General features: G+C 74.2%; 25 protein-coding genes and 1 riboswitch. Of the genes, 16 read left to right on the top strand and 9 right to left on the bottom strand.

Annotated features, from left to right (window positions below; translation table 11 throughout):
* Positions 1 to 490 (top strand): CAP domain-containing protein (locus tag IE312_RS02485; protein ID WP_189977814.1); only part of this gene is annotated, 490 nt, incomplete at its 5' end.
* On the opposite strand, the gene IE312_RS02480 is transcribed toward IE312_RS02485, so the two are convergent.
* The gene (locus tag IE312_RS02480) at positions 466 to 1,653 is read right to left on the bottom strand and encodes an MFS transporter (protein ID WP_189977812.1); all 1,188 of its coding nucleotides are present in this window, start codon (positions 1,651 to 1,653) and stop codon (positions 466 to 468) included. The two genes, IE312_RS02485 and IE312_RS02480, sit on opposite strands and share 25 nt — an antisense overlap.
* Positions 1,654 to 1,707: 54 nt before the next feature.
* Here IE312_RS02480 and IE312_RS02475 point away from each other — a divergent pair, with 54 nt between their 5' ends.
* Entirely contained in the window at positions 1,708 to 2,445 is a 738-nt protein-coding gene (locus IE312_RS02475) for an AraC family transcriptional regulator (RefSeq protein WP_189977810.1), read from the top strand.
* On the opposite strand, the gene IE312_RS02470 is transcribed toward IE312_RS02475, so the two are convergent.
* Positions 2,440 to 4,221 carry a sigma-70 family RNA polymerase sigma factor gene (locus IE312_RS02470; RefSeq protein ID WP_189977808.1) on the bottom strand — a complete coding sequence of 594 codons (1,782 nt, stop codon included), beginning with the start codon at positions 4,219 to 4,221 and terminating at the stop codon, positions 2,440 to 2,442. The genes IE312_RS02475 and IE312_RS02470 overlap by 6 nt on opposite strands.
* A gap of 226 nt (positions 4,222 to 4,447) precedes the next feature.
* Complete coding sequence (locus IE312_RS02465) at positions 4,448 to 5,188, bottom strand: DUF4232 domain-containing protein (RefSeq protein ID WP_189977806.1); 741 nt, start codon at positions 5,186 to 5,188, stop codon at positions 4,448 to 4,450.
* 251 nt (positions 5,189 to 5,439) lie between these two features.
* On the opposite strand from IE312_RS02465, the gene IE312_RS02460 reads away from it, so the two are divergent.
* Together IE312_RS02460 and IE312_RS02455 are read left to right on the top strand one after the other, a co-directional pair.
* A complete protein-coding gene (locus IE312_RS02460; RefSeq protein ID WP_189977803.1) occupies positions 5,440 to 6,513 on the top strand; it encodes an NAD(+)/NADH kinase in 1,074 nt (357 codons plus the stop codon).
* Between the two features lie 113 nt (positions 6,514 to 6,626).
* A complete protein-coding gene (locus IE312_RS02455; protein WP_189977800.1) occupies positions 6,627 to 7,127 on the top strand; it encodes a peptidylprolyl isomerase in 501 nt (166 codons plus the stop codon).
* A 70-nt stretch (positions 7,128 to 7,197) separates the two neighbouring features.
* Here IE312_RS02455 and IE312_RS02450 read toward each other — a convergent pair whose 3' ends face one another.
* On the bottom strand, positions 7,198 to 7,977 hold the full coding sequence (locus IE312_RS02450; protein ID WP_306419706.1) for a thioesterase II family protein: 780 nt from the start codon (positions 7,975 to 7,977) through the stop codon (positions 7,198 to 7,200).
* Positions 7,978 to 8,226: 249 nt separating this feature from the next.
* Between IE312_RS02450 and IE312_RS02445 the strand changes: the two genes are divergently transcribed.
* From IE312_RS02445 to IE312_RS02430, 4 genes are all read left to right on the top strand, one after another.
* Positions 8,227 to 8,874, top strand: coding sequence for a helix-turn-helix transcriptional regulator (locus IE312_RS02445; protein WP_189977798.1), 648 nt, complete (start codon positions 8,227 to 8,229; stop codon positions 8,872 to 8,874).
* 14 nt (positions 8,875 to 8,888) lie between these two features.
* The gene (locus IE312_RS02440; protein WP_189977796.1) at positions 8,889 to 10,058 is read left to right on the top strand and encodes an alanine racemase; all 1,170 of its coding nucleotides are present in this window, start codon (positions 8,889 to 8,891) and stop codon (positions 10,056 to 10,058) included.
* Positions 10,059 to 10,102: 44 nt separating this feature from the next.
* The gene (locus IE312_RS02435; RefSeq protein WP_189977794.1) at positions 10,103 to 11,095 is read left to right on the top strand and encodes a threo-3-hydroxy-L-aspartate ammonia-lyase; all 993 of its coding nucleotides are present in this window, start codon (positions 10,103 to 10,105) and stop codon (positions 11,093 to 11,095) included.
* 293 nt (positions 11,096 to 11,388) lie between these two features.
* Positions 11,389 to 12,288 (top strand): hypothetical protein, encoded by a 900-nt coding sequence (locus tag IE312_RS02430; protein WP_189977792.1) that lies wholly within the window; start codon positions 11,389 to 11,391, stop codon positions 12,286 to 12,288.
* A 100-nt stretch (positions 12,289 to 12,388) separates the two neighbouring features.
* Here the strand turns inward: IE312_RS02430 and IE312_RS02425 are convergent, their stop codons facing one another.
* Entirely contained in the window at positions 12,389 to 14,461 is a 2,073-nt protein-coding gene (locus IE312_RS02425; protein ID WP_189977791.1) for a SpoIIE family protein phosphatase, read from the bottom strand.
* A 641-nt stretch (positions 14,462 to 15,102) separates the two neighbouring features.
* Between IE312_RS02425 and IE312_RS02420 the strand changes: the two genes are divergently transcribed.
* Complete coding sequence (locus IE312_RS02420) at positions 15,103 to 16,002, top strand: endonuclease/exonuclease/phosphatase family protein (protein WP_189977789.1); 900 nt, start codon at positions 15,103 to 15,105, stop codon at positions 16,000 to 16,002.
* A 472-nt stretch (positions 16,003 to 16,474) separates the two neighbouring features.
* The gene (locus IE312_RS02415; RefSeq protein WP_189977787.1) at positions 16,475 to 17,056 is read left to right on the top strand and encodes a histidine phosphatase family protein; all 582 of its coding nucleotides are present in this window, start codon (positions 16,475 to 16,477) and stop codon (positions 17,054 to 17,056) included.
* A gap of 80 nt (positions 17,057 to 17,136) precedes the next feature.
* Here IE312_RS02415 and IE312_RS02410 read toward each other — a convergent pair whose 3' ends face one another.
* The 3 genes from IE312_RS02410 to IE312_RS02400 all read right to left on the bottom strand — a co-directional run bounded on the left by IE312_RS02410 (position 17,137) and on the right by IE312_RS02400 (position 18,791).
* Positions 17,137 to 17,889, bottom strand: a complete 753-nt coding sequence (locus IE312_RS02410; protein WP_189977785.1) for a CbtA family protein — start codon at positions 17,887 to 17,889, stop codon at positions 17,137 to 17,139.
* 22 nt (positions 17,890 to 17,911) lie between these two features.
* Positions 17,912 to 18,133 (bottom strand): CbtB domain-containing protein, encoded by a 222-nt coding sequence (locus tag IE312_RS02405; RefSeq protein WP_189977783.1) that lies wholly within the window; start codon positions 18,131 to 18,133, stop codon positions 17,912 to 17,914.
* 280 nt (positions 18,134 to 18,413) lie between these two features.
* Entirely contained in the window at positions 18,414 to 18,791 is a 378-nt protein-coding gene (locus tag IE312_RS02400) for a (2Fe-2S) ferredoxin domain-containing protein (RefSeq protein ID WP_189977781.1), read from the bottom strand.
* A 61-nt stretch (positions 18,792 to 18,852) separates the two neighbouring features.
* Positions 18,853 to 18,973: riboswitch (cobalamin riboswitch) on the bottom strand.
* 248 nt (positions 18,974 to 19,221) lie between these two features.
* Here IE312_RS02400 and IE312_RS02395 point away from each other — a divergent pair.
* Genes IE312_RS02395 through IE312_RS02380 form a run of 4 tightly spaced genes read left to right on the top strand, consistent with a single transcriptional unit; the run spans position 19,222 to position 22,683 of the window.
* Positions 19,222 to 19,560, top strand: a complete 339-nt coding sequence (locus IE312_RS02395; RefSeq protein WP_189977779.1) for an antibiotic biosynthesis monooxygenase family protein — start codon at positions 19,222 to 19,224, stop codon at positions 19,558 to 19,560.
* Positions 19,557 to 20,444 (top strand): NAD(P)-dependent oxidoreductase, encoded by an 888-nt coding sequence (locus IE312_RS02390; RefSeq protein ID WP_229898912.1) that lies wholly within the window; start codon positions 19,557 to 19,559, stop codon positions 20,442 to 20,444. Before IE312_RS02395 ends, IE312_RS02390 begins: the two co-directional genes overlap by 4 nt.
* Positions 20,441 to 21,445 (top strand): amidohydrolase family protein, encoded by a 1,005-nt coding sequence (locus tag IE312_RS02385; protein WP_189977777.1) that lies wholly within the window; start codon positions 20,441 to 20,443, stop codon positions 21,443 to 21,445. Before IE312_RS02390 ends, IE312_RS02385 begins: the two co-directional genes overlap by 4 nt.
* Positions 21,442 to 22,683: a cytochrome P450 family protein gene (locus IE312_RS02380; RefSeq protein ID WP_189977775.1), complete on the top strand. Its 1,242-nt coding sequence runs from the start codon at positions 21,442 to 21,444 to the stop codon at positions 22,681 to 22,683. Before IE312_RS02385 ends, IE312_RS02380 begins: the two co-directional genes overlap by 4 nt.
* A 111-nt stretch (positions 22,684 to 22,794) precedes the next feature.
* Here IE312_RS02380 and IE312_RS02375 read toward each other — a convergent pair whose 3' ends face one another.
* Positions 22,795 to 23,373 (bottom strand): helix-turn-helix domain-containing protein, encoded by a 579-nt coding sequence (locus tag IE312_RS02375; RefSeq protein WP_189977773.1) that lies wholly within the window; start codon positions 23,371 to 23,373, stop codon positions 22,795 to 22,797.
* A 116-nt stretch (positions 23,374 to 23,489) separates the two neighbouring features.
* Between IE312_RS02375 and IE312_RS02370 the strand changes: the two genes are divergently transcribed.
* Both IE312_RS02370 and IE312_RS02365 read left to right on the top strand, forming a co-directional pair.
* Positions 23,490 to 24,326 (top strand): EamA family transporter, encoded by an 837-nt coding sequence (locus IE312_RS02370; RefSeq protein WP_189977771.1) that lies wholly within the window; start codon positions 23,490 to 23,492, stop codon positions 24,324 to 24,326.
* Positions 24,327 to 24,342: 16 nt separating this feature from the next.
* Entirely contained in the window at positions 24,343 to 24,990 is a 648-nt protein-coding gene (locus IE312_RS02365) for an FMN-binding negative transcriptional regulator (protein WP_189977769.1), read from the top strand.
* The last annotated feature ends 80 nt before the right edge of the window (positions 24,991 to 25,070 follow it).

Here is a 25,070-nt window from a genome sequence, read left to right as displayed (position 1 = left end):
CCCGACCGCGACCGGCACCGCTCGGTCCACCGCGACCGCCACGCCCCGGCCCACCGCCACCGCGTCCGGGGCCTCCGCCGCGCCGAGCACCCCGAAGCCGTCGGCGACCGCCTCCGGAGTCGTCGCCGAGATCCTGCGGCTGGTGAACGCCGAACGGGGCAAGGCCGGTTGCCAGGCGCTGACCCTCAACCCGACGCTGACCAAGGCCGCGCAGGCGCACAGCGAGGACATGGCGGCCCACCAGAACATGTCGCACACCGGATCCGACGGCTCCTCCCCGGGTGACCGCATCACCCGCGCCGGCTACACGTGGAGCAGCTACGGCGAGAACGTCGCCTACGGGTACGGCACGGCCGAACAGGTCATGGCCGCCTGGATGTCCAGCCCGGGCCACCGGGCCAACATCCTCAACTGCGGCTTCCAGGAGATCGGCGTCGGTCTGGCCCAGCCGGGCAGCTACTGGACTCAGGACTTCGGCACGGCCCGCTGAACCACGGCGGCCGGTGCCCCGGCCCGGCCGCCGGGACCCGCCGGTTCGGGCAGGGTGCGCAGCAGCAGCCAGCTGAGCGCCGGCATCAGCACCAGCGGGGCCAGCGCGGTGCGCAGGGACGTCGCGTCGGCCACCCGGCCGATGAGGGGGCCGGCCAGTCCGCCGACGCTGACGGTCAGCCCCAGGGTGACACCGCCCGCCGTGCCGACCCGGGTGGGCAGGTAGTCCTGTCCCAGCGTGACCTGGAGGGAGAAGGGGACGTACAGCCCGGCGGAGGTCAGGGCCACGCACATGTAGAGGGCGGGGCCGGGGACCCACACGACACCGGCGACCGCCGCCACCGAGAGCAGGTACGACCAGCGGCACACCGCCACCCGGTCCCAGCGCCCGGCCAGCCGGCCGCCCAGCACCGATCCGGCCGCGCCGCCCAGGTAGAGCACGAAGAGCGCCGCCGTACCGGCCGTGGTGCCGCCGCCCGTGCGCTCGGCCGCGTAGAGGGACAGGAAGCTGCTCAGCCCGGTGAACACGACCGAGCGGCACACCACGGCCAGTGACAGCCTCAGGAAGGACCGCAGGTCGTCGGCGCCGGCCGCCGGTGCCCCGCCGGTGGGGTGCCGTCGCTCCGGTGCGCGCAGGACGGTCAGGTTCAGGGCGGCACCGACCAGCGCCGGCAGGAGGAGCAGCGGGGTCCAGCGCAGTCCGCCCGTGCCCACGACGGCCGTGACCAGCAGCGGGGCGAGGGCGAAGCCGGCATTGCCGCCCAACGAGAACCAGGCCATGGCGCTGTGGCTGCCCCCGCCGGCGAGCCGGGCCACCCGGGCGGACTCGGGGTGGTAGGCGGCCACGCCGGCCCCCGAGACCGCCACGCACAGCAGCGTCAGCGCGTACGCGTCGGTGCTGCCGCTCAGCGCGATGCCCAGGCCGGCCAGGAGCGTGCCGGCCGGCAGCAGCCAGGGCACGGGCCGGCGGTCGGTGAGCGCGCCGAACAACGGCTGTGCCACCGAGGACAGCAGGGATGCGGCCAGTACGACGCCCGAGGCGGCGGCGTAGCCGTAGGCACGCTCGGCGACGAGGAACGGGATCAGGGACGCCACGGCTCCCTGGTAGACGTCGACACAGGCGTGCCCGACGGACAGCAGGGTGATGGATGCTTTGCTTCGCACCCGGTCATGCTCCGGGCCGGGCAGGTTGTCGCGCTTTCGATAATCTGCCAGGTGATGACGGAGATCCGCCACGACCCGGTGGCCCCCACCCACACCCGGCGGCTCGCGCCCGGCGCGGCGATAGCCGCCCACCGGCACGACGGCCACCAGATCGTCTACGCGGGCCGGGGCGTGCTGGCCGTGACCACCGACGCGGGTTCCTGGGTCGCCCCGGCCACCCGCGCCCTGTGGGTGCCGGCCGGCACCGTGCACGCCCACCGCGCGCACGGTGCGCTCGAACTGCACCTGGTGGGACTGCCGGCGGACGAGAACCCGCTGGGCCTGGACACACCGACCGTGCTGGCCGTGAGCCCGCTGCTGCGCGAACTCGTCGTCGCCCACACCCGCGGCCCGCAGGACGGCAGTCCCGAACGGGCGCGGCTGCGCGCGGTGTTGCTGGACCAGCTGCGCGCCTCGCCGCAGCAGCCGCTGCACCTGCCGGCGCCCCACTCGCCGGTGCTGCGGGCGCTGTGCGACATCCTGCGCGCCGATCCCGCCGACGGGCGCACGCTGGCGGAGCTGGGCCGGGAGGTCGGGGCGAGCGACCGTACCCTGTCCCGGCTGTTCCGCCGGGACCTCGGGATGACGTTCCCGCAGTGGCGCACCCAACTGCGGCTGCACCACGCGCTGGTGCTGCTGGCCGAGGAGACGCCGGTGACCACGGTGGCGCACCGCTGCGGCTGGTCCTCGGCCAGCGCGTTCATCGACGTCTTCCGCCGCGCCTTCGGGCACACCCCGGGCCGCGGCTCATAGCTTGGCGCCGAAGTCCTGGGTCCACCACGGGCCGCCCGGGCCGTCGTGGACGCCCACACCGATGTTCTTGAACGAGCAGTTGAGGATGTTGGCGCGGTGGCCCGGGCTGTTCATCCAGGAGTCCATCACCGCCTGCGGGGTCTGCTGGCCCCTCGCGATGTTCTCGCCGTACGTGGACCAGCGGTAGCCGGCCGCGGTGATGCGCTCGCCGGGGCCGGCGCCGTCCGGGTTGGTGTGGTCGAAGAAGTCGCGCGCGGCCATGTCGTCGGAGTGGTCCTGGGCGGCCCTGTCCAGTTGCGGGTCCTCGGTGACGGGGCCGCACCCGGCGGTCGCCCGCTCCTTGTTGACGAGCGCGACCACCTGGGCCACCGTGCCGGCGGGCGCCGGCTGGGCCTGCGGGGCGCGGGAGGCGGGCCGGGTCGTGGGCGCGGCCGGCGCGGCCTTCGGCGTGCTGCGTTCGCGCGTGGGGCGGGGGCTCTGGGAGGGGCTCGGCTTCTTCGTGCGCGACGGCGAGGGCGACGCGGACGCCGAGGGGGAGGCGGAGGTCTCGGCGGCGCTGGGTTCGGGTTCGGCGAGGTCCACCGCGGGTGCGGCGGCGGTCCGCGCGGCGGTCGCCCCGCCGGTGTGCGGTCGTCCGGAGTCGGTGCCGAAGTACCACAGGCCGCCGCCCGCGACACAGGCCGCCACCACGGCGCCGCCGACGGCCCGGCGCCGTACCCGCCGCCGTCGCCGCGCCTCACCGCGGCCGGTCGTACGACGGCGGGAGGCACGGAGCCCGACCGGGTCGCCGGAGCCGTCGCCCTGGTCGGCTCCGGGGACCTGGTCCGCTCCGGGGACCTGGTCCGCTCCGGGGACCTGGTCGGCTGCGGGGACCTGGTCGGCTCCGAGGGGTGTGTGGGCCGGTCCGCCGGGGCCCGCGGCCGCATGGACCGCCGGGGCCTGGGCCGTCACCGGTGCGGCGGAACCGGCCGCGGTCGTCCCGGTCACGGCGGACCGGGTCGTCGAGAGCAGGGCCGAGGACACCGCGACCAGGGCCAGCCCGGCCAGCAGGCCCTCGGCGGGCAGCAGACCGCTCCACAGTCCGCCGCAGCGCGCGCACTCGCGGGCGTGCCTGGCTATTCGCTTGCGCCACAGGGCGGAGGGCAGACCGTCCCAGGCGGCCAGCACCCCGTGCAGCTCCGCGCAGGCGGGCCGGGTGTCGAGTGCCCGTACCACCACCCGGGCCGCCTCCAGCCGCGCCTTCATGCGCTGCACCCGTACCGCCGTGTGCTGCGGCGACACCGCGAGGGCGGCGGCGACCTCGGTCCGGGTCAGCTCACCGGCGCACTCCAGCCACCACAGCGACAGCACCTCGCGGTCCTCCGGCTCCAGCCAGCGGGTGGCGCGCGCGGTCTCCTGGCGCTGGCCGGACAGCTGGAGGCGGACGATGGTCAGGTCCACGAAGTCGGCGCCGGGATCGGCGACGTCGGCGGCCTCGTCCACGGCGTCCGGGACGAGCTGCCGGTCCTGCCAGTGGGCCCGGACCCGGTTCATCGCGATGGCCACGAGCCAGGAGCGGAAGCTCTCCGGGCTGCGCAGGTCACCGAGCGAGGCCAGCGCCCGCAGCATGGTCTCCTGGACCACGTCGTCCACGTCGACGGAACCGTTCAGGGCGCGGCCCACGATGTTGTACACCAGCGGGAGATAGGCGCTGACCAGGGCGTCCTGGGCCGCCGCGTCCCCTGCTCGGGCGGCGGTCACCAGTGCCGCCGTGTCCACCGTGTGCTGTGTCCTCATCAGAACTTCCCTGTCCTCGACGCCGAACGATGCTGTCCGTTATCCGGGAGACCGCCGGGTGCGGTGCCGATAACAGTTCTTCGGAAAATCGTTCGACGGGAGACTCACAGGTGCGGGGCGGACACCGCAAGGAAGAAGGTCACACCGGCCCTCCGCGGGCGGGGACCGGTGCCGTGCCGCGCCGGGGACGGCCGGGAGCGGGCCCGGGTCCCCGGCGCGAAAGGGGTCAGGCGGGCTTGACCGCGGACACGGCCGTGGCGGTCACCTTGTCGTCGCACTCGGCGAACACGCCTTCGTCCAGGGCCACTTGGTGCTTGCCCGCGCTCGGCAGGCCGACCACCAGCGTCGGGTACACGGAGGGCTTCGCGCCGGAGACGCAGTAGCCGTCCGCCTCGCCCTGCACCTGAACGAAGGTCAGCTTCAGCCACGCCTTGCCGCCCGGCGCGAGGCGCACGGTGCTCGCCTTGCCCTTGGGGGTCACCTTCAGCGGGACGGTCCGCTGCGGCGAGCCGTTGCCCGCCCCGGCCACCGTGGGGTGGCCGCGCAGCACGCACGCCGCCGAGGAGACGTTCTTGAACTGGACGATCGCCGCCCCGGTGCCCGTACCCCGCGGCCGGACGGAGGCCTCGTACGCCGTCGCCTTGAGCGCCTTCGCCGCACAGGCCGGCGTGGTGCTGGAGGTGGTGCGGGCGGCGACCGGGGAGAAGGACACGGCGGACGCGGCGGACACGGAACGGGTGGCCGAGGCGGAGCCGGTGACCTCGGCGGAGCCGGTGACTTCGGCGGAGCCGGTGGCCTCGGCCGCCCGCTCGGTGACCGCGCCCGAGACGGTGACGGCGGCGGCCCTCGGGGTCGACGCGGTGTGCGCCGGCGCGCCGCTCGCCGTCTGGCAGGCCGCCAGCGACAGGGTCGCGGCGGCGGCGGCCAGGGCCGTCGCGGTGAGGCCGTTGGTGTATCGGTGCTGCATGGAATCCCCCGGTTGTCGGTGGTCTGTGGTCAGGTCGGCCGGCGGGGCGCCGGCGCTCACGGGCACAGACCGGGCGGCGGGACCCCGGGTTCCCCGGTGCGCCCCTTGTGACACAGCGGTGACGAAATCAGGTCCGCACGGGCACGGACGGCCGCGCGGCGGCCTCCGGCGGCGTGGCGCGCGCCGGGCCGGGGCGGTCCGCGGCGAGGATGGCGCTCGGTACGAGCCGACTGGGAGGCGGGTGTGCGGGTATGACGGTGAACCGTGTCGGCCTGGTCGTGCACGGCGGGCGCGCCGAGGCGCTGGCCGCGGCGCGGACCGTGCGCGCGTGGTGCGCCGAGCACGCGGTGGGGTGCCGGGACATCGACGTGTGGCAGGAGGGCGCCCGGCACAGTGCCCGAGAGGAGGTCGACAGCGCGGACGACCCGGACCTCATCGTCACCCTGGGCGGTGACGGCACGTTCCTGCGCGGGGCCCGGCTGGCCGCCGAGAACGACGCCCTGGTGCTGGGTGTGGACCTCGGCCGGGTCGGCTTCCTGACGGAGGTGCCCGCCACGGAGGTGCGGGCCGCGCTGGACGCCGTACGGGAGGAGCGGTTCGACGTGGAGCGCCGGATGCTGCTCACCCTGCGGGCGTCGTGCCGGCTCGAGGTGCCCGCGCACATGGAGGCACTGCTGCGCTACGGCCGCGGGCCGATGCTGCCGCCGCCCCGGGTGCGCACGGAGTGCGAGACGGGCGGCGACTGGGGCGTCGCGTTGAACGTCACCGCGCTGAACGACGTGGTCCTGGAGAAACTGGCCCGGGACCGGCAGGTGTCGGTCGGCGTCTACCTGGCGGGCCGGCTCCTGGCCTACTACTCGGCCGACGCCCTGCTGGTGGCCACGCCCACCGGCTCGACGGCGTACAGCTTCGCCGCGGGCGGTCCGGTGGTCTCGCCCCGCGCGCAGGCCCTGGTGTTCACGCCGGTCGCCCCGCACATGGTGTTCAACCGCTCGGTGGTGGCCGCACCGGACGAGCCCATCGCGCTGCGCGTGCTGGAGCGGTCGGGCCGGGCCGCGGTCAGCATCGACGGCCAGCTGCGCGGGGTGCTCGGCCCCGGCGACTGGATCGGGGTGTACGCGGCGCCGCGCCGGCTCAAGGCGGTGCGGCTCGGGCCCATGGACTTCTACGGCCGGCTGCGCGAGCGCATGCAGCTGACCGACGCTCCGGCCGCGCTCGCCGACGGGGAGGCCCCTCCGCTGTGGCCGGTGACCACGCCCCCGCCGGGCGACCTGTCCCACCTGGCCCTGCCCCCGGCGCCCGGAGACACTCCCCCGCTGTCCTGACACACGCGGACGGCCGTCCGGAGCGGGACGCGACGCCACCGTGCGTGTGCCGTGTGGTCGTATGTTCCGTAGCCTAGGCGTGGGCAAGCCCCACAGGAATAAGGAGATTTTTGATGTCGACCGTCGAGCTGAACACCAATTTCGGCCGGATCGTGCTGGAACTCAACGACGCCCAGGCGCCCAAGACCGCCGAGAACTTCCTGTCGTACGTGCGCAGCGGCCACTACGACGGCACGATTTTCCACCGGGTCATCAACGGCTTTATGGTCCAGGGCGGCGGTTTCACCCAGGACATGAAGCAGAAGCCCACCCAGGCGCCGATCCAGAACGAGGCCGACAACGGGCTGAAGAACGACAACTACACCGTGGCGATGGCGCGGACGAACGACCCGCATTCCGCCACGGCGCAGTTCTTCATCAATGTTTCGGACAACGCCTTCCTCAATCACTCGGCGAAGACCCCGACCGGCTGGGGCTACGCCGTGTTCGGCAAGGTGACCGAGGGCCAGGACGTCGTCGACTCCATCACGGGGGTCAAGACGGGCAGCCGCGGCGGCCACCAGGACGTCCCGACGGAGCCCGTGGTCATCGAGTCCGCCAAGGTCCTCGGCTGACGCACACCGCCGGGGCGGCACCGGTCCACCGGTGCCGCCCGCGCCGACCGGCGGCATGCCGGTCCGCGGATCAGGCCGCGGCCCCCGTGCCGGGACCGAGCCGCCGTAGCGTGGACTCGATCCGGGACAGTACGGCCTGCTGCTGCTCGCGCAGGTAGAAGTGGCCTCCCGGGTACACATGGAGCTCGAAGGGGCCGTCGGTCTCCTCGGACCAGGTGCGGGCCTCCTCCGGGGTCACCCGGGGGTCGGCGTCGCCCGTGAGTGCGACGAGGGGGCAGTCCAGCCGCGGTCCGGGCGTGCGCCGGTACGTCTCCACCGCACGGTAGTCGGCGCGCAGCGCGGGCAGGATCATCCGCAGGATGTCCTCGTCCTGCAGCAGGGCCTCGTGGGTGCCGTCGAGCTTGGCGACCTCCTCGATGAGCCGTGCGTCGCCGCCCTGGTGGACGTCCTCGGCCCGCTCCACCGACGGGCCACGGCGACCGGAGACGAAGAACACCGCGGGGGGCCGGCCGGCGTCCTGCAGCAGCCGGGCCAGTTCGTGGCCGACCATGGCGCCCATGCTGTGCCCGAACAGGGCCAGAGGCGTGTCGTCCCGTTCGTCCAGGGCGCGCAGGACGCCCCGCGCGAGTTCCTGCACGGAGGTCGCCGGAGGTTCCGCGAGGCGGTCCTGGCGGCCCGGGTACTGCACCGAGAGCACGTCCACCGCGGGCGACAGCGCCTTGGAGAAGGGGACGTAGAAACTCGCCGAACCGCCGGCGTGCGGCAGGAACAGCAGCCGCGGCGCTCCCGGCGCCGCCTGGTGGAAGCTGCGCAGCCACAAGCGGTGCTCTGCGCTGGACCGGTCGGCCATGTGTCCCCCTTGGTGGAACGTGTCGGAACCTGTGCTTCGTGCACGCTTCGTGCACGCTTCGTGCGCGCGCTCGGTGCGCGTGCCCCGTGCGAACGACTGCGGTCCCGACGTTAGTTGACGGCGGCGGCCGGCGGGCGCCGGGGCCGGACCGGTGACCGGCGCCTTCCCCGGTGGCCGTCGGTTGACGCACCCGACCCCCCTGCTTAGACTTCCAGTCCAGAACTGGATGGACAGTCGACGGAGGGTGGCGTGGACGACGCCCGCGGGGACCGGGACGGCGCGGACGAGCACCTCGTCCGCGAGGCCGAGAGGATCGCCGTGGCACTGGGCCGCATGTTCCCCGGCCTGTGCGAGGTGGTGCTGCACGACCTGCGGGACCCGGCGCACGCCATCCGCGCGATCGAGAACAACCTCTCGGGCCGTCAGGTGGGCGATTCGGCCACCGAGTTGGGCCTGGCGCGCATCGCCGACCCGCAGTACCCGAGCGTCATCCAGAACTACCCCAACCGGTTCCCCGACGGCCGCCCCGCCAAGTCCACGTCCATCGGCATCAAGAACGCCGCCGGGGAGTACGTCGCGGCGCTGTGTCTCAACCTCGACGTGTCCGTCCTGTCCCCCGTGACCCTCGCGTTGTCCAACCTCGTGGCCACCGACACCGAGCACCGCGACCAGCCTTTGGAGACCCTCCGGGACCGGCACGCGCGCGAGCTGCGGCAGACGGTCGAGGCCCGCGCCGCCGAGCGCGGCGCCACCCCCCGCTCACTCGGCCGGGAGGACAAGAAGGCGCTCGTACGGCAGTTGCAGCGCGACGGCTACTTCGACTCGCGCGACGCCGCACAGGCCATCGCCGACCTGCTCGGAGTGTCCCGGGCCACGGTCTACAACTACGCGAAGTGAAGGGGCACTCGTCCATGTCCACCGCCGTCTCCCCCACCGCCCGGACACTGGCCGGCCCCGACACCCCGTTCGCCGTCGTCGACGTGCACCGTACCCGCCGCAACATCGCCCGGCTGCGGGCGCGGGCGGACCGGCTCGGGGTCGCCCTGCGCCCGCACGTGAAGACGGCCAAGAGCCTCGACGCGGCCGCGCTGCTGCACGACGGCGGCCCCGGCCCCGTCACCGTCTCCACCCTGGCCGAGGCCGAGGCGTTCGCCGGGGCCGGTCACCACGACATCACCTACGCCGTCGGCATCGAGCCGCACAAACTCCCGCGGGTGATCGCCCTGGTCCGGCGCGGCGTGACCGTGCGCGTCCTGCTGGACAGCACCGAGCAGGCGGTGTTCGTCGCCGCGGCCGCGCGCGATGCCCGGGTCGCCCTGCCCGCGCTGATCGAGATCGACTGCGACGGCCACCGCGGAGGACTCCGGCCCGACGCGCCGGGACTGCCCGGGATCGCCCGCGTCCTGCACGACGCGGGCTGTCTGGACGGCGTACTGACGCACGCGGGCGAGTCGTACTTCTGCCGCACCGCCGAGGAACGGCGTGCGGCGGCGCGGAACGAACGCGACGCCGCGGTCGCCGCGGCGGAGCGGCTCCGCGCGGCCGGGCTGCCCGTGACCACCGTCAGCGTGGGCTCCACCCCCACCGCCCACGCCGCCGACGACCTCACCGGAGTCACCGAACTGCGCGCCGGCAACCACGTCTTCTTCGACCTGGTGATGGCCGGCCTCGGCGTGTGCGGCCTGGACGACCTCGCCCTGTCGGTCGTGGTCACCGTCATCGGCCACCGGCCCGAGTACGGCTGGATCCTCACCGACGGCGGCTGGATGGCCATGTCCCGCGACCGCGGCACCGCCGCGCAGCCGCAGGACCAGGGCTACGGCCTGGTCACCGACCTGAACGGCACGCTGATCCCGGATCTGGTCATGACCGCCGCCAGCCAGGAGCACGGCACCCTCACCGCCCGGAACGGCGCCGGCCTGCCCGAGCTGCCCATCGGCACCCGCCTGCGCGTCCTGCCCAACCACGCCTGCGCCACCGCCGCCCAGCACCACGGCTACCACGTCGTCGACGGCGCCCTCGGCCCGGCGACGACCGCGCCGGCCATCGAGGCGTACTGGCCCCGCGTCACCGGCTGGTGACCCCCGCCCGCCCCTCCCCTGCCCAGGACACAGCGAGGACTCCCATGAGCGCCGCCCCCCTGCCCGTTTCGTTCGCCGACGTCCGCGAGGCCGCCGCCCGCCTCGACGGCATTGCCCACCGCACCCCGGTCCTCACCTCCCGCACCCTGAACTCCCTCGTCGGGGCGGAGGTGTTCATCAAGGCCGAGAACTTCCAGCGGGTCGGGGCCTTCAAGTTCCGCGGCGCGTACAACGCCGCGGCCCAACTGCCGCCCGAGCAGCTGGCGAAGGGCATCGCGGCCTACTCCTCCGGCAACCACGCCCAGGCCACCGCCCTCGCCGCCCGGGAGCTGGGCACCACCGCCGTCATCCTGATGCCCGAGGACGCCCCGCGCTCCAAGCGGGAGGCGACCGCCGGGTACGGGGCGGAGGTCGTCACCTACGACCGCTACACCCAGGACCGCACCGCGCTCGGCCACGCCCTGGCCGAGGACCGCGGCCTGGCCCTGATCCCGCCCTACGACCATCCCCACGTCATCGCGGGCCAGGGCACCGCGGCCCTGGAACTCCTGGCGGAGACCGGCCCGCTGGACGCCCTCCTGGTACCCGTGGGCGGCGGCGGGCTCATCGCCGGCAGCGCCACCGCCGCGACGGAGCTGAGCCCCGGGATCCGCGTCATCGGTGTCGAACCGGAGGCCGGCGACGACACCAAGCGCTCCCTGGAGGCCGGCGCACGCGTCAGCATCCCGGTCCCCCGCACCATCGCCGACGGCCAGGCCCTGGCCACGCCCGGGGAACTCACCTTCGCCGTCAACCAGCGCCTGGTGGACTCCGTCGCCCTCGTCAGCGACGACGAGATCCTCGCCGCGATGCGTTTCGCGTTCGAGCGGCTCAGGATCGTCCTGGAGCCCAGCGGCGCCACGCCCCTGGCCGCCCTGCTGGCCGGACGCGTCGGCAACCCGCCGCGCCGGATCGGCGTCATCGCGTCCGGCGGCAACATCGACGTCGACCGCTTCACCGCGCTCACCCGGCGCGCGGACCGGGTCGACGCGTCCTGAGGCGGGCGGGGGGCGGACCGCGTCTCGCCCCCCGCCCCGCCGCCGTGCGTGCGCCGCGCTCACCCGGACGGTCGAACCGCCCGAGCGGCCTCCCTGGGCCCCGCAGACGCGGCAGGAGCTGGGCGGTGGCGTCGTTCCCGCCCCGGCGCGGACGCGTTCCCGGCGGGTGATCTTGGCGCCGGTCCCGCACGATGATCGCGGCTGCCCGGCCCGGCATCACGGCCGGCCGGACGGCCGTACTCCCGCGCGGCTGAATGCCGCCCGCCGCCCGACCCCGCAGGGAGCAGCCCCCGATGGCGATGACGCAGACCTTGGTACCGGCGCTCGAGGACGCCCACCACGCCCACGCCGCAGCACGCGACCGGCTGCGGGCGGACGCGGAGGCCTCACCGCCCGGCCCCCACCGGCAGATGCTGGAACGCCAGGCCGACGACATTCAGGACCAGCTGCACAGCCTGGAACTCCATCTGCGCGGGCTGCGGCCCCGCGGCCTGCTCGGCGGTGTGACCGACATGGCACGGTTCGCCGCCCGCACCACCGTGAAGACGGCCACGCTCCCGCTGGCCCTCGGTCAGAAGGCCGTGACGGGCGCGATGCGCGGCCGGGGGCCGGCCGACGAGCGGCAACTACTGAAGAACACCGAGGACGAGTACGCCGCCGCGGCCCGGGCCCTGGCCACCACCCAGGCCGGCGAGGTGCTCGCCGACCAGGCGCAGGACCGTGTCACGCTGGAGCTGTTCCTGGAACTGCGCCACCACGACCGGGAGCTGCTGGACCAGCTGGAGGACAGCCTCGCGCGCCAGGCCCGGGCCGTGGCCGCCGCCGGGGAAGGCTTCCGGGTGGAGCAGAGGGCGGACGACGGACTCGCCCACCGGGCCGCCCGCCCGCTGCTGGCCGTCGCCGACCTGCTGCGCCACGCGGCCGGCCACGGGCAGCGCCCCGGGCAGGCCGAGGAACCGGCGGCGCAGGAGCGCGACGTGACCGCCGCCGCCGAGCAGGTCCAGGGAGCGGTGAGCACCGAGGAGAGCCTGCCCATCATCGGCTTCAGCCAGCTGAGCGTGGAGGAGATCGAACGGCGCCTGCCCGAGCTGTCCGAGTCCGACCTGCAGGTCCTCAAGGGATACGAGCGCACGCACGCCCAGCGCAAGCACGTCCTGGAGGCCATCGAGCGGCTCAGCGCCCACCCGAACTGACCGCTCCGCCCGAAGGGTGCCGGGGCCCGGTGATCGCGGTGCGGTGCCGGGCCCGGTCGCCGAGCCGGCCGGTCGGGGCTCGGCGCGGGCCACCGGCCGGTCAGGGCTCGGCGCGGGCCACCAGGAGGGCGACGTCGTCGTCGCCGCCCGGCGGCCGGAGCGTTTCCAGCACCCGGTCGCACGTCTGCCGGAGGTCCTGGGAGGCCGTCGCGGTCAGGGCCTCCAGAAGGGTGCCGAGCCGGGCGTCGATCGGGTCGCTGCGGGTCTCGACCAGGCCATCGGTGTACAGAGCGAGTTGATCACCGGGCCGGAACGGGAAGACCGTCGTCTCGAACGCCGTACCGCCGACCCCCAGCGGCACCCCCGAGGGCAGGTCGAGCAGCTCCGCGGGCCGACCGGACCGCAGGAGGGCCGGCGGCAGGTGGCCGGCGAGGCTGATACGGCACTCCCCGCGCTCGGGGTCGTACCGACAGTAGGCACAGGTGGCGATGGTGTGCTCGACGTCCTCGGTCAGCCGGTCGAGGTGCCGGAGCACCTCCGCCGGGTCGAGGTCGAGTCCGGCGAACGCGCGGGTCGCGCTGCGCAGCTGGCCCATGCTGGCGGCGGCGTTGATGCCGCTGCCCATCACGTCCCCGACGACCAGAGCGGTCTTGTCCCCGGGCAGGCGCATGGCGTCGAACCAGTCGCCGCCGATCTCGCTGACGGCGCCGGCCGGCAGGTAGCGGCAGGCGATCGTCAGGCCGGGGAGCCGGGACGGCAGCTGCGGCAGCAGCCGGCGCTGCAGGGTGAGGGCGGTGTTGCGCACGCTCTGGTACCAGCGGGCGTTGTCGATGCAGGTCGCGGCCCGCCCGGCCAGCTCGCAGGCGAGGAGCGTGTCGTCCTCGTCGAAGGAGGCCTCCGTGCCGGTGCGGACCAGGCTGAGCGCCCCCAGGACCTCGCCGCGGGCGAGGAGCGGCACCGCGAGGTAGGAGTGGGCCCCCGCGTGTGCCAGGAGGGAGGCCGCCTCGTCGGTGCGGGCGATGCGCCGCAGGTCCTCGCCGGAGGTCTTGGCCACCATGACCGGCCGGCGGGCGCGCACGCACTGGGTGAGCAGCCGGTCGCCGTCGTACCGGGCCAGTTCGCCGGGCGGGTCGGCGACGTCGGCGGCCTCGCGGGCGTGTGCCGCGGCGACGGCGACCACGCGGAAGCGGGCGGGGCCGGCGACCGACGGGGTGCGTCCGCGCAGGATGCTCTCGAGGACGTGCACGGAGGCGACGTCGGCCAGGTCCGGTACGACGACACGGGCCAGCTCGTGCCCGGTCTGCTCCACGTCCAGGGTCGTCCCGATGGACGCCGAAGCCGAGGCGATCATGGCCAGCCGGTTCCGGGCCCGCGTCGCCGAGATGGTGGCCTCGTGACGCTCGGTGATGTCGATGACGGACGTGGCCACGCCCAGCACCCGGCCGGCGGCGTCCTCCAGCCGGTGGTACGACACCGACCAGGCGTGGTCGTGCTGCGGATCGGAGGCGGGCCGGCCGACGACGTAGTGGTCGGTCACCGGCTCCCCGGTCTCCAGCACGCGGAGCAGCCGGCTCTCGATGGCCTCGGCGTCCAGGAAGGTCAGCACGTCACGGACCCGCCGGCCACGGTGGTCGGCGGCGGAGAGGGCGTGGATGCGCTCCAGCGCCGGATTGACGTTCAGGTAGCGCAGGTCGGTGTCCAGGATGGCCAGGCCGATCGGGGACTGGGTGACCAGGCGTGCCGACAGGGCGACACCCCGCTCGACCTGCGTGAGGAGCGTCTGGTCCACGGCCAGGCCCAGGGCGTAGGTGTCGCCGAGGTCGTCGAGCAGACGCATGTTGCGGAATTCGACCAGTCGGGTGCCGCCGTTCTTGTGCCGGACCGGGAAGGCGCCGGCCCAGTCGGTGCCCGACTCCATGACCTCGGCGAACAGGGCGACCACCTCGTCGCGGTGCTCCTCGTGGATCAGCAGCTGCGCCGCGAACTCGCCCAGCGCCTCCTCGGCGGTGTAACCGAACAGCTCGACCGCCTGGGGGCTCCAGAACACCACGCGCCCGCTCGTGTCCAGCACCACCGCGGCCACGCTCAGCAGATCGAGCAGCCCCGTGGGCGACGAGCCGGCACCCGCCAGGGGGCGGCCCCGGCCGGGTCGCGAGGTGTCCGTACCGCCCATGCCCCGTGCTCCTCTCCCACTCGGTGGGAGCGCGCGCCGCGCCGGCGCCTTGCAGCCTGCCTTCTCCTACCTCCTACATAGTCACCGCGTTCGAGTCGACGTGCCTCGCGGCGACCGGCACGGGCGGGGCGGGGCTCGCCCGTCAGAGCGCCGGAGCGCGGCCGGCCACCTCACCCCCGGGGTCGTCCGCCGGCACCACCGAGGCGGTGGTCCGCTTGCCGACCGGTTCCCGGTGCACCTCGAAGCATCTACCCGGAAACCGGGGTGGTCCCGACGGGAACAGGCGGGCGAGCGGGCGCGCGCCGTCGTCGCCGGGCCGCCGCCCGTGCCCCTCCGGGGAGAGTGACCGTCCTCTCGACACCCTTGGTGTGACGGGTATGCGGGGAGGCGGCGCCGGGCGACGGCGGCGGTCTGGCCGGCCGGTCCCGTGCCGGGCATGATGCGGGAACGAGGCGGCGCACGGCGGGGGAGCCGATGGGCGGTGAGGCACGGCGGAGCGAGGACGGCGCCGGGGCGGCGGAGCGACGGCCGTGGACCGCCCCTCGTCCGTGCGCCGGTGCCCTGCGCACGTCCCGGTGCCTTAGGGCGCCCCGAGTGAACGTGCGCACCCGGACCCGACAGGATCACCGCTGGAGGACGCAGTGGACCGCAAGCCCCGACGCCCCGTTCGCAGCGCACCGGCCGCCGCCGTCACCGCCGCCGTGCTCGCCGTCACCGCCGCTCTCGGCGTGGTGGCTCCGGGCGCTGCCGCGGCGGGCCGGACGGCCGGCACCGGACCGGACGCCGCCCGTGTGCCGTTGCGCGTGGCCACCTACAACATCCATGCCGGAGCCGGCCAGGACGGCGTCTTCAACCTCGACCGCACGGCGGCGGCGATCCAGGACCTCGACGCCGACGTGGTCGGCCTCCAGGAGGTCGACGTGCACTGGGGCGCCCGCAGCGACTTCACCGACGAGGCGCGGGAGTTGGCCGGACGACTGCACATGCGGGTGTTCTTCGCGCCGATCTACGACCTCCCTCCGGCCACTCCGGACGCGGAGCGACGCCAGTACGGTGTGGCCGTGCTGAGCCGGCTTCCGGTGCGCGGCGCCTGGAACCACGAGATCACCCGGCTGTCCACCCAGACGCCCCGTCCGGTGCCGGCCCCCGCGCCGGGCTTCGCGGAGGTGTCGGTGAGGGTCCGGGGCGTCTCCGTGCACGTGTACACGACCCACCTGGACTACCGTACGGACCCCTCGGTGCGGCGGACCCAGGTCGACGACATGCTCGCGGTCCTCGCCGAGGACCGCGGCCCGAAGGTCCTCCTCGGCGACTTCAACGCCGAGCCGGGCGCGCCCGAACTCGCCGGCTTGTGGGGGCCGTTGGCGGACGCCGCCGCGGACGGCGGGAAGACGTACCCGGCGGCCGGCCCGGTCAGGCGCATCGACCTCGTGACCGTCTCCCCGGACGTGACGGTCACCGGTGCGTACGCGTCCGGGACCACGGCCTCCGACCACCGCCCGGTGGTCGCGGACCTCCTGCTGCGCCGCCGGTGCCGCTGACCGCGCCGGCGCACGCACGTCCTTACGCACCGTTCTTCGTTCGCCCACCCTGTCCGGGCTCCCCTCACGAGGCCCGCACGTTCTGGACCGCCGAACGCATGCCCGGCGCCACTCCCCTCGACCTCCTCGACCTGCTGCTGACCGAGCGGGTCGCCGTACGACGGCACCAAGTCATCCGGTGCAACTTGACGGGCGGCTCCAGCGGCGGCCCGGCTTCGACGAGGCGTCCGGCATGGGATTCCGGGCCTCCTGACACGGCAACCGTTTTGAGCGACCGGCTCCCGTTCCGGAAACAGGGGCCGGCCATGACGTTGCCCGATGCGATGCTGTCGACAAAGGATGCCCGACTGGTAAACCGGTGCACGGCGGTGCCACGGCCGGCCGGCACCCCTGGATCCACTCCTGCTATGTTCACCAGGGCGCCCCGCCCGGCCGAGTCCCGTGCCCCAGGACGCCAGTGACAGGAGCGACCGTGACCAGCCGCATCCTTCTCGTCTCCCCGGCGATGAGCGTGTCGCTGCGGCAGGCCCGCTTCGATGACGGCGGCTCCCTCGACGACGGCGGTGCGGCGCTGGCCCGTTCGGCGGCCGGATCACTTCCCCCCGGGGCGCGGGTGCTGCTCTCGCCGGGCGCGCGCTGTCGGGAGACGGCCCGCGCACTGGGCCTGGACGCCGAGCCCGCGGCCGACCTGGCGGGTCTCGACGTGGGCCGCTGGCGGGGCCGCGGCCTGGACGAGGTGGGGGCCGCCGAGCCGGAGGCGGTGGGCCGCTGGCTCGCCGACCCGGCCTGCGCGCCCCACGGCGGTGAGTCGGTCCTGGACCTGTGCGCGCGGATCGGGCGCTGGCTGGACGGGACACGGTCCGCGGAGGGCCGTACGCTCGCCGTGGTCGAGCCGGAGGTGGTGCGGGCCGCGGTCGTGGGGGCGCTGGGCCTGTCCGCGGCGCTGTTCTGGCGGCTGGACGTGCCGCCGCTGACGGTGACGGAACTCAGCGGCCGGGCCGGACGCTGGAACCTGCGGCTGGGGCGCCCGTTGGGGGCGCCGGGGGCGGACTAGGGCCTGGCGGGCCGTACATCCGTCCCCGGCAGGTGTTCCCTCCGGCGTTCCGGGCGGGTGCGGCCGTGCTCCGGGAGATGTCAGCGCGCGGCCGGCACCGCGTGGCCGGTCTCGGCGCCGGCCGGCGCGGGTTTCAGCAGCCGCTCGGCCAACTCGCCGAAGAGCAGCCCGAATCCGCCCCACAGGACGGCCTGGACGGCCAGCGCGGACAGCCGGAACCGCCACAGCAGGGCGGCCGGGAAGTCCTTGGGTACCTCGTCGACGGCCGGCAGGAACGCGTAGGCCAGGCCGATGACGACGGCGAAGGCGGCCACCGCGACGACTGTCGCCCACCAGGTGCCCAGGCTGGGCGCGAGGCGCTTGCCCACGATGGTGGCGGCGACCGCGAGGAGGACGCTGAGCAGCATCATCAGGAAGTACAGCGTGGTCCGCTTGCCGATGGTGTCGGGGTCGCCGACCGAGGGCGGATTGGCCGGGTACTTCAGGAACGGCACGACGTAGACCGTGAGCAGCGCGCAGCCGGACAGCAGCAGCGCGGTCGCCCGTGGGCCGAAGCGGCCCACGCGGCCCAGGGCGAAGCAGTAGGCGAGCGCGGCGATGCCGCCGAAGGCGACCCCGTAGACGAGGACGCCGGTGGCGAGGCCGGCCGTGGACTGCAGGGAGCGGGAGACGACTTCCATCTCGTGCTCGTGGGAGTGGGCGTCCTCGAAGGCGATCGCCTTGTCGACGCTCGACTCACCGAGGAGGTAGGCCGCGACCAGGGCGAGCACGCCGGCCGCGAGGCCGGCGAGCATGCCCCGCACGAGCAGGTTCCGTACGGTTGCGGAGTTCATGGGCGGGCGGTGTCCCCTCGCGTCAGTGGCAGGGGAAACCGAGCAGATGGCGGGCGTCGTGCACCCATTCGTGGACGTCCGTGCCGTTGAACACGGAGGTGGCGCCCTGCTCGGCGCCGACGAAGTAGAGCAGGACCAGCATGAGGATGCCGAAGAAGACCGCCCAGGGCGCAATCTCCCTCAGCGGCAGCTTGGCGGGTACGGCGGGAGTGGTGGCTGTCGGCGGGGCGACGGTCTGCGCCATGGCAGGACCTCCTCTGGGAGTTCGCGTCCCATCTCGGTGGAGCACAGGACGACGGCCCCGGGTCTGACTCACGAGCACCCCCGCGGGGGCCCGCACACAGTGGCGCGACCGTGCCGGGTTCCCACCGGCTTCCGTCATGCCGTCGTCGATATCGGACAGACCGTACCGCGGGACCGACGCCCCGCCAAGACCGCCTCCGACCGGCGTGATCTTCCTCTCGTGACGGGTGGCCGGCCGGGTGTCCGGCGGGTCGGCGGTGGCGCGAAGTGACCGATCCCGCTCAGGCCCCGCCGCGCCGGCGCGGCGGGGTGAAGGCGTACAGGTCGAGGACGTCCGGCAGCGGAGCGACGCCGGGGCCGCCGGCGCGCACCCAGCCGACGATGTCCTCGGTGGCGTCCGCGTCGTTGACGAGCCCGAGCCAGACGGGCCGCGCGCCGGCGGCCCGGCCTGCGGTGGAGGGCTGTACGACGATGACGTTGGCCTGCTCGCACACGTCGAGGCAGTCGGAGACGCGCACGGGCACCTCCGCCCGCAGCCGCGCGGTCTGCGCCGCGTGATCGCCCGTCACCTTCGGACTGCCGCAGCAGCAGTCGCGGCACACGACGACCCGGCACGGCACCGGTCCGCCCGTCGTCCTCTTCGTCCGCCTGTCGGGCATGGCGCACCGCTCCCCTCCCGGGGAGATCCGCCCCGGTGTCGTCTGAGGAGGCGACCGCGTGAGTCTCCTGGCTCCCGGGTCGTCGCCCGTCCCGCCCTCGCACCCCGTCCGGTGCGGTGGCCGCGCGGGAGCCGCTCGCCGGTCACAGTGGCGGGACCGCGCCGGATTCGCACCGGCTTCCTCGGACCGCCGTCGCCTTGTGTCGCCGGTCATCATGTCATCGCCGTCGGCGGCCCGTCACCCTCGGCCGGCGATCGGGCCCGGCACACCGGAACGCGTCACGCTCCGCGTCATCAGTCACCCGAAATGACTAATGACGCACCGTGCACCCCTTGTCCCCACTGGGTCCTCCCCCATTCGGAGTTGCAGCCGTACGAGGGACATGAGTCCGTTGGTGTCGTGTCCGTCCGGCTCTCACACAGGAGGAGACATGGGCACCAACGACAACGGCCGACCGGCCGACAAGCTGAGCGTGGTTTTCGCAGTCCGCGTCATCGAGGGCGGCGAACAGGGATTCCTGGATCTGTACGAGCAGCTCCGGAAGTCCGTGTCCAGCACCCCCGGACACATCATCGAGCGGCTCGGCGAACCCGCCGACGACTCCCGCCAGTGGGTGATCACCAGCGAATGGCGGACCGCCGAGGACTTCTTCGCCTGGCAGCAGAGCGCGGAGCACCAGGAGTTGGTGGCCCCGCTGCGCGAGTTCGTCGACCAGCGGCAGTCGATGCGGTTCCGCGTGATCAAGGAGACCAAGGGGGTGGCGTCTTGAAGCCCCCCGTGCGCGGCCCCGTCGCCGTCCTCGGACTCGGCACGATGGGCGCCGGACTGGCCCGTCGCCTCCTCGACGAGGGGATACAGGTCCGGGTCTGGAACCGTACCCCCGAGCGCGCCGCCCCGCTCGCCGAGGCGGGGGCCTACGCCGCCGCCAACCCCGCCGACGCCGTCGCGGGCACGAGCGCCACGCTCTGCGTCGTGGCCGACGGCCAGGCCCTGGGCGCGGTGCTGCACGGCCCCGGCGGCGTACTGGCCGAGGGTCCGTACCCCGGTGTGCTGATCTGCGCCAGCACCGTCGCCCCCGACGAGGTCGTGCAGATCGCCGGTGAGATCCCGGCCGTGCTGGACGTGGGCATGCTCGGCAACCGCGACCACGCCCGCGACGGAGAACTGCGGTTGTTCGCCGGGGGCGAGCAACGGGCGTTCGAGACCGCCCGCCCGCTGCTGGAGACGCTGGGCAAGGACGTGGTCCATCTGGGCGCACTGGGGTCCGGCATGCGGATGAAACTGCTCCTCAACCTGCTGATGGGCATAGAGGTGCAGGCGCTGGCCGAGGCCACCGAACTGGCGCAGGCCTGTGGCCTGGACCGGCAGCTGGTCCTCAAGACCATCGCGGGCAGCGGTTTCGCTTCACCGGTGATGGCGTTCAAGTCGCGGCGGCTGGCCTCGGGCCGCTTCGAGGAGCCGGACTTCCGGCTGCGGCTGATGGCGAAAGACCTCATGCTCGCTTCCAAGCAGGCAGCAGCAGTCGGCCTGAGCCTGCCGCTGGCGACCGCCGCGGCGGAGACCCACGTCCGCGCCACCGAGCAAGGACTGGGCGACCAGGACTGTGCCGCGGTCACCCGCGCACTCGCACCGAAACCGGAAACCGACACGTGATCATCGACATCCACGGGCACCTGTCCCCACCGGAAGCGGCCAAGCGCTTCCCCATGCCCCCGAGTCTGACCGACGTCGACGGCATGCTCGCCGCCCGCGCCGAGGCCGGCATCGACCTGACCATCATCGGCAGCCCCGTCGGGGCCGGCGCGATGGCGCGGGTGGCGGGCGTGGACAACTACGCGCAACCCCGCGACCGGCTCCGTGCCTTCCACGCGTGGATGTCGGGGCTGATCCGGAAGTTCCCGGACCAGTTGCGCGGGTACGTCTACGCCAACCCGTTCGGCGACGACGATCACCTCGAAGGGGTGCGGGAGACCCTGGCGGACCCCGCGTTCGTCGGCCTGATCACCACGTCCAGCGTGCACGGGGAGCTGCTCGGTTCGCCGCGCGCCGACTCCTTCTTCGCGCTGGCCGCGGAGGCGGGGGTGCCGGTGCTGGTGCACGCGCCGGCCGAACCGGCGGGCACGGAACGGGTCGAGGAGACCGGCTTCGTGGAGCAGATCGGCCGCTTCGGCGACGTCACTTTGGGCATGGCCATGATCGCGTTCGCGGGATGGCTGGACAAGTACCCCGGTCTGCGGCTGATCGGCGCCACCGGCGGCGGCGCGATGGCGCTGCTGCCGGAGCGCCTGCAGACGGCGGCGCGCCCCCGGCACTGGGCCGGGGGCGCGCCGCCGTCGGGCCGGCCCGGGACGGCCGCCGCCGCTCCCCCGGCCGCGCGGCCGGACCCGGGTACCCCACGGCCGTCGGCCGACCCCGCCGCGGCGCTGCGGCGCATGTACGTCGACACCAGCCCGTTCAGCGCGGCCCACCTGAGCCTGAACGCCGAAGTGCTGGGCCCCGAACGGATGCTGTTCGGCACCGACTCACCGCCGATGGCGGCGCCGCTGGAGGACTTCATCCACCTGATCGAGAAGCTGCCGGTCGACGCGGCCGCCCAGCAGCTCATTCTCGGCGGCAACGCCCAAGCCCTCTTCGACCTCAGGAGTCGTCCGTGACCACCACGCAAGAGGCCGTCACCGCGGCCGAGCGGTGCACCCCCGAGTTCCGGCGCGACCCGCACACGGTCTACGCCCATCTGCGCACCGCGGCACCCGTGTGCCCCATGAGACCGCCGCACGGCAACGACACGTACCTCATCACCCGGTACGACGACGCGCGGGCCGCCCTGTCCGATCCCCGGCTGAGCAAGGACATGTACGGGGCCATGGACGCCTACCGGAGGATCTTCGGTGACTCGTCCGTCGCCCTGGACGACAACATGCTCAACTCCGACGCGCCGAAGCACACCCGGCTGCGCCGGCTGGTCAACTCGGCGTTCACCCCCCGGCGCGTGGAGGCGCTGCGGCCGCGGATCGAGGAGATCGTGCGGAGCCTGCTCGACGCGTGCCCCGCCCGGGAACCCTTCGACCTGCTGCCCGCGTTCGCCTTCCCGCTGCCGATCATCGTGATCTGCGATCTGCTCGGGGTGCCGCCGGAGGACCGGTCGCGGATGCAGCACCTGTCCACCACGGTGGCGCAGACCGGCTTCGGCGAGGAGGCCAAGCGCGCCCAGCAGCAGGCCGAGGGGGACCTGCACGCGTACTTCACGCACCTCATCACCGCCAAACGGGCACGGCCGGGCGACGATCTGCTCAGCGCCCTCATCGCGGTCCGGGACAACGACGACGGGCTCACCGAGAGCGAGCTGGTGTCCACGGCGTTCCTGCTGATGTTCGCCGGTCACAAGACGACCGCGTACCTCATCGGCAACGCCGTCCACCACCTGCTGTCGCACCCCGCGCAGCTGCGCGCCGTGCGGGAGGACCCGGAGCTGATCCGCGCGGCGGTGGAGGAACTCGTGCGCTACGACGGCTCGGTGGAGAGCGCGACGTTCCGCTACGCCACCGAGGACGTGGAGTACAGCGGGACCCGGATCCCCAAGGGCGCCCTGGTGCAGATCGCCCTCAGCTCGGCCAACCGCGATCCGCAGAAGTTCGACCGCCCCGACGAGCTGGACGTGATGCGGCCGGGCAACGCGCAGGACGCCCATCTCGGTTTCGGGCACGGCAGTCACTACTGCCTGGGGGCGCCGCTGGCCCGGATGGAGACGCAGCTGGCGCTGACCCGCCTGTTCGAACGGTTCCCCGGGATGGCCCTGGCCGGCCCCGCCGCCGGGCCGCGCTGGCTGGAGGTCCCCTTCCCGGCCTTCCGCGGCCTCGCCGAACTGCCGGTCGTCCTCGACCCGGCCGGCTGAGCGCCCGCGCGCCACGGCCCGTTCCGGAGCCGCCCCGCCGCCGTGCACGCAGGCGGGGCGGCTCACACGCGTGGGTCCGCCCCGCCCGCCACAGGGTCCTCCCTGCCCTGCTCAGGCTGCCGGGCCGGGTGGCAGATGGACCGTCATGATCAGGTGGCAGCTCCCGGTGCCCGAGCCGCGGTAGGTGTGCGGGGCGTCGGCGTCGAAGGTGGCGGTCTGGCCCGCCTCGACGGTGTGCTCGGCGCCGTCGACGACCAGGGTCATCCGTCCCGCGGTGACGCTGACGGTCTCCACGACCCCGGACTGGTGGGGGTGGCTCGGGTACTCCTCCCCCGGCTCCAGCCGCCAGCGCCAGACCTCGACGGGAGCCGGTCCCGTCGTGGTCAGCAGGAGCCGGGCCTCGCTGCCCCGCGGGCCGGTCCACAGGGGTGCCACGGTCTCGGCGGAGACCACGCGGACCCGGTCCTCGGCCGGCCCCTCCATCAGCGCGGACACCGAGACACCGAGGGTGTCGGCCAGCCGTACCAGGGTCGCGAAGTTGGGATTGCCCTGCGCCTTCTCGAGACCGACCAGGGCGCCCTTGCTGACCTGGGCGCGCCGGCCGAGTTCGTCCAGGGACAGGCCGGCGCGGGTGCGCGCCGCCCGCACGTTGCGCGCGAGTGCCTGCAGGGCTGCGGCCGTCTCGGCCATCCGATCACATCCTCGCGGGGGGGACCACCACAATGTACCGCGCGGTCGTTCTGTTGACACCGGGTGGTCGTTCTGTTGTACGGTTCGGTCGTTCCGATGATTGTAAGGGATGGACCGTGATCGCTCTGCTGCTGGCCCTGGGCAGCTCCCTGGCCTACGGGTGCGCCGACTTCCTCGGCGGCCTCGGTGCCCGCAAGGCCCATGTGCTGCGGACGGTGATGGTCGCCGCCCCGGCCTCGCTCGCCGTCGAGTTGCTGCTGTGGCCGTTCCTCGGCGCCTCGTTCGACCCCGGCGCCCTCGGCTGGGGCGCGGCGTCCGGGGTCGCCTCCGCCGCCGCGTTCGCCCTGCTCTACCGCACCCTGGCGATCGGCCCGATGAACGTGCTGTCGCCCGTGACCGCGCTGGTGTCCGCGGCCCTGCCCGTCGCCGTGGGGCTGCTGCAGGGCGAGCACCTGACCGCCGCCGGGCTGGTCGGTCTGCCGCTCGCACTGGTGGCGGTGGTGCTGGTGAGCGCCGGTCACAGGACGGGTGCGGCCCGCCCGTCGAGGACGGCGCTGCTGCTGGCCTTCGGCGCGGGCGCCGCCATCGCCCTCCAGCTGGTCTTTCTGCACCAGGCCCCGTCGGACAGCGGGGTGGCCCCGCTGATCACCGGCCGGGCGGTGTCCTCGGCCGTCACCCTGGCCGCGGCGGGGCTGCTGCGCCGCAGGCTGGGCCCCGAGCGGCCCGCGTACGCGCTGTCCGCCGCCGCGGGCGTGCTGGACTCGGTGGCGAACCTGTTGTTCCTGCTCGCCGCCCGCAGCGGGGACCTCACCGTCGTCGCCGTGGTGACCGCCCTCTACCCGGCCGGCACCGTCCTGCTCGCCCGCGGCGTGCTCGCCGAACGCATCCACCGCGGTCAGCTGGTCGGCCTGGGCACGGCCGCCGTCGCCGTCGGCCTGCTCGCCCTGACCTGAGCAAGGAGAGAACCGCATGCTCATCCACCCCTGGGACGCCGGCCTGGACGAGGCCGAGTGGCAGTCCTGGATCGCCGAGGGCCACGACTTCGGCATCCTGAGCGTCAACGGACCGCCGGGCCAGGCGCCGGCCGCGGTGCCCACCCACTTCACCGGCGACGACGGCCACCTCCTGATCCACCTCGCCCGGCCCAACCCGGTGTGGGCGGCGATCGAGCGGGACCCGAACGTCACGTTCACCGTCTTCGGCGACTACGCCTTCGTCCCGGGCCCCTGGCGCGCCCCGTCCGGCACCCCGCCCACCGACGGCGTCCCGACCAGCTACTACACGGCCGTGCAGTTCACCTGCCGGGCCCACGTCGTCGACGACCCCGAGGCCAAGGCCGCCTTGCTGCGCCGCCAGCTCGCGCACTTCCAGCCGGACGGCGACCACGCGCCCGTCGTCGCCGACGAGCCGCCGTACGGCCGGATGCTCCCCGGCATCCGGGGGCTGCGCCTGGAGGTCACCGAGGTACGCGCCAAGTTCAAGTACGACGACCACAAGCCCGCCGAGCACCGCACCGCCGTCGCCGAACACCTCACCACGCGCGCCCAGGGCCTGGACCTGTCCGCGGCCCGCCGGCAGCGCCGCCGCCTGGACCGCATCGGACCCTGGAAGCCCTGACCCCGGGCCGGCCCCTGGAGCCCCGACCCGGTCCCGGCCCCTTGTAACCCTGACCCCGTCCCGGCCCCTTGTAACCCTGA

The organism is Streptomyces capoamus, from assembly GCF_014654935.1.
GTDB lineage: Bacteria > Actinomycetota > Actinomycetes > Streptomycetales > Streptomycetaceae > Streptomyces > Streptomyces capoamus.
This window is presented reverse-complemented; position numbering and strand designations above follow the sequence as displayed.

Bases quoted from the DNA above. Each gene is read 5' to 3' on its own strand.
- IE312_RS02375 (WP_189977773.1), bottom strand. From the start codon at position 23,373: ATGGCCGAGACGGCCGCAGCCCTGCAGGCACTCGCGCGCAACGTGCGG.
- IE312_RS02410 (WP_189977785.1), bottom strand. From the start codon at position 17,889: ATGAACTCCGCAACCGTACGGAACCTGCTCGTGCGGGGCATGCTCGCC.
- IE312_RS02435 (WP_189977794.1), top strand. From the start codon at position 10,103: ATGAGCGCCGCCCCCCTGCCCGTTTCGTTCGCCGACGTCCGCGAGGCC.
- IE312_RS02405 (WP_189977783.1), bottom strand. From the start codon at position 18,133: ATGGCGCAGACCGTCGCCCCGCCGACAGCCACCACTCCCGCCGTACCC.
- IE312_RS02470 (WP_189977808.1), bottom strand. From the start codon at position 4,221: ATGAGGACACAGCACACGGTGGACACGGCGGCACTGGTGACCGCCGCC.
- IE312_RS02430 (WP_189977792.1), top strand. From the start codon at position 11,389: ATGGCGATGACGCAGACCTTGGTACCGGCGCTCGAGGACGCCCACCAC.
- IE312_RS02465 (WP_189977806.1), bottom strand. From the start codon at position 5,188: ATGCAGCACCGATACACCAACGGCCTCACCGCGACGGCCCTGGCCGCC.
- IE312_RS02440 (WP_189977796.1), top strand. From the start codon at position 8,889: ATGTCCACCGCCGTCTCCCCCACCGCCCGGACACTGGCCGGCCCCGAC.
- IE312_RS02365 (WP_189977769.1), top strand. From the start codon at position 24,343: ATGCTCATCCACCCCTGGGACGCCGGCCTGGACGAGGCCGAGTGGCAG.
- IE312_RS02460 (WP_189977803.1), top strand. From the start codon at position 5,440: ATGACGGTGAACCGTGTCGGCCTGGTCGTGCACGGCGGGCGCGCCGAG.
- IE312_RS02425 (WP_189977791.1), bottom strand. From the start codon at position 14,461: ATGGGCGGTACGGACACCTCGCGACCCGGCCGGGGCCGCCCCCTGGCG.
- IE312_RS02395 (WP_189977779.1), top strand. From the start codon at position 19,222: ATGGGCACCAACGACAACGGCCGACCGGCCGACAAGCTGAGCGTGGTT.
- IE312_RS02475 (WP_189977810.1), top strand. From the start codon at position 1,708: ATGACGGAGATCCGCCACGACCCGGTGGCCCCCACCCACACCCGGCGG.
- IE312_RS02450 (WP_306419706.1), bottom strand. From the start codon at position 7,977: ATGGCCGACCGGTCCAGCGCAGAGCACCGCTTGTGGCTGCGCAGCTTC.
- IE312_RS02400 (WP_189977781.1), bottom strand. From the start codon at position 18,791: ATGCCCGACAGGCGGACGAAGAGGACGACGGGCGGACCGGTGCCGTGC.
- IE312_RS02455 (WP_189977800.1), top strand. From the start codon at position 6,627: ATGTCGACCGTCGAGCTGAACACCAATTTCGGCCGGATCGTGCTGGAA.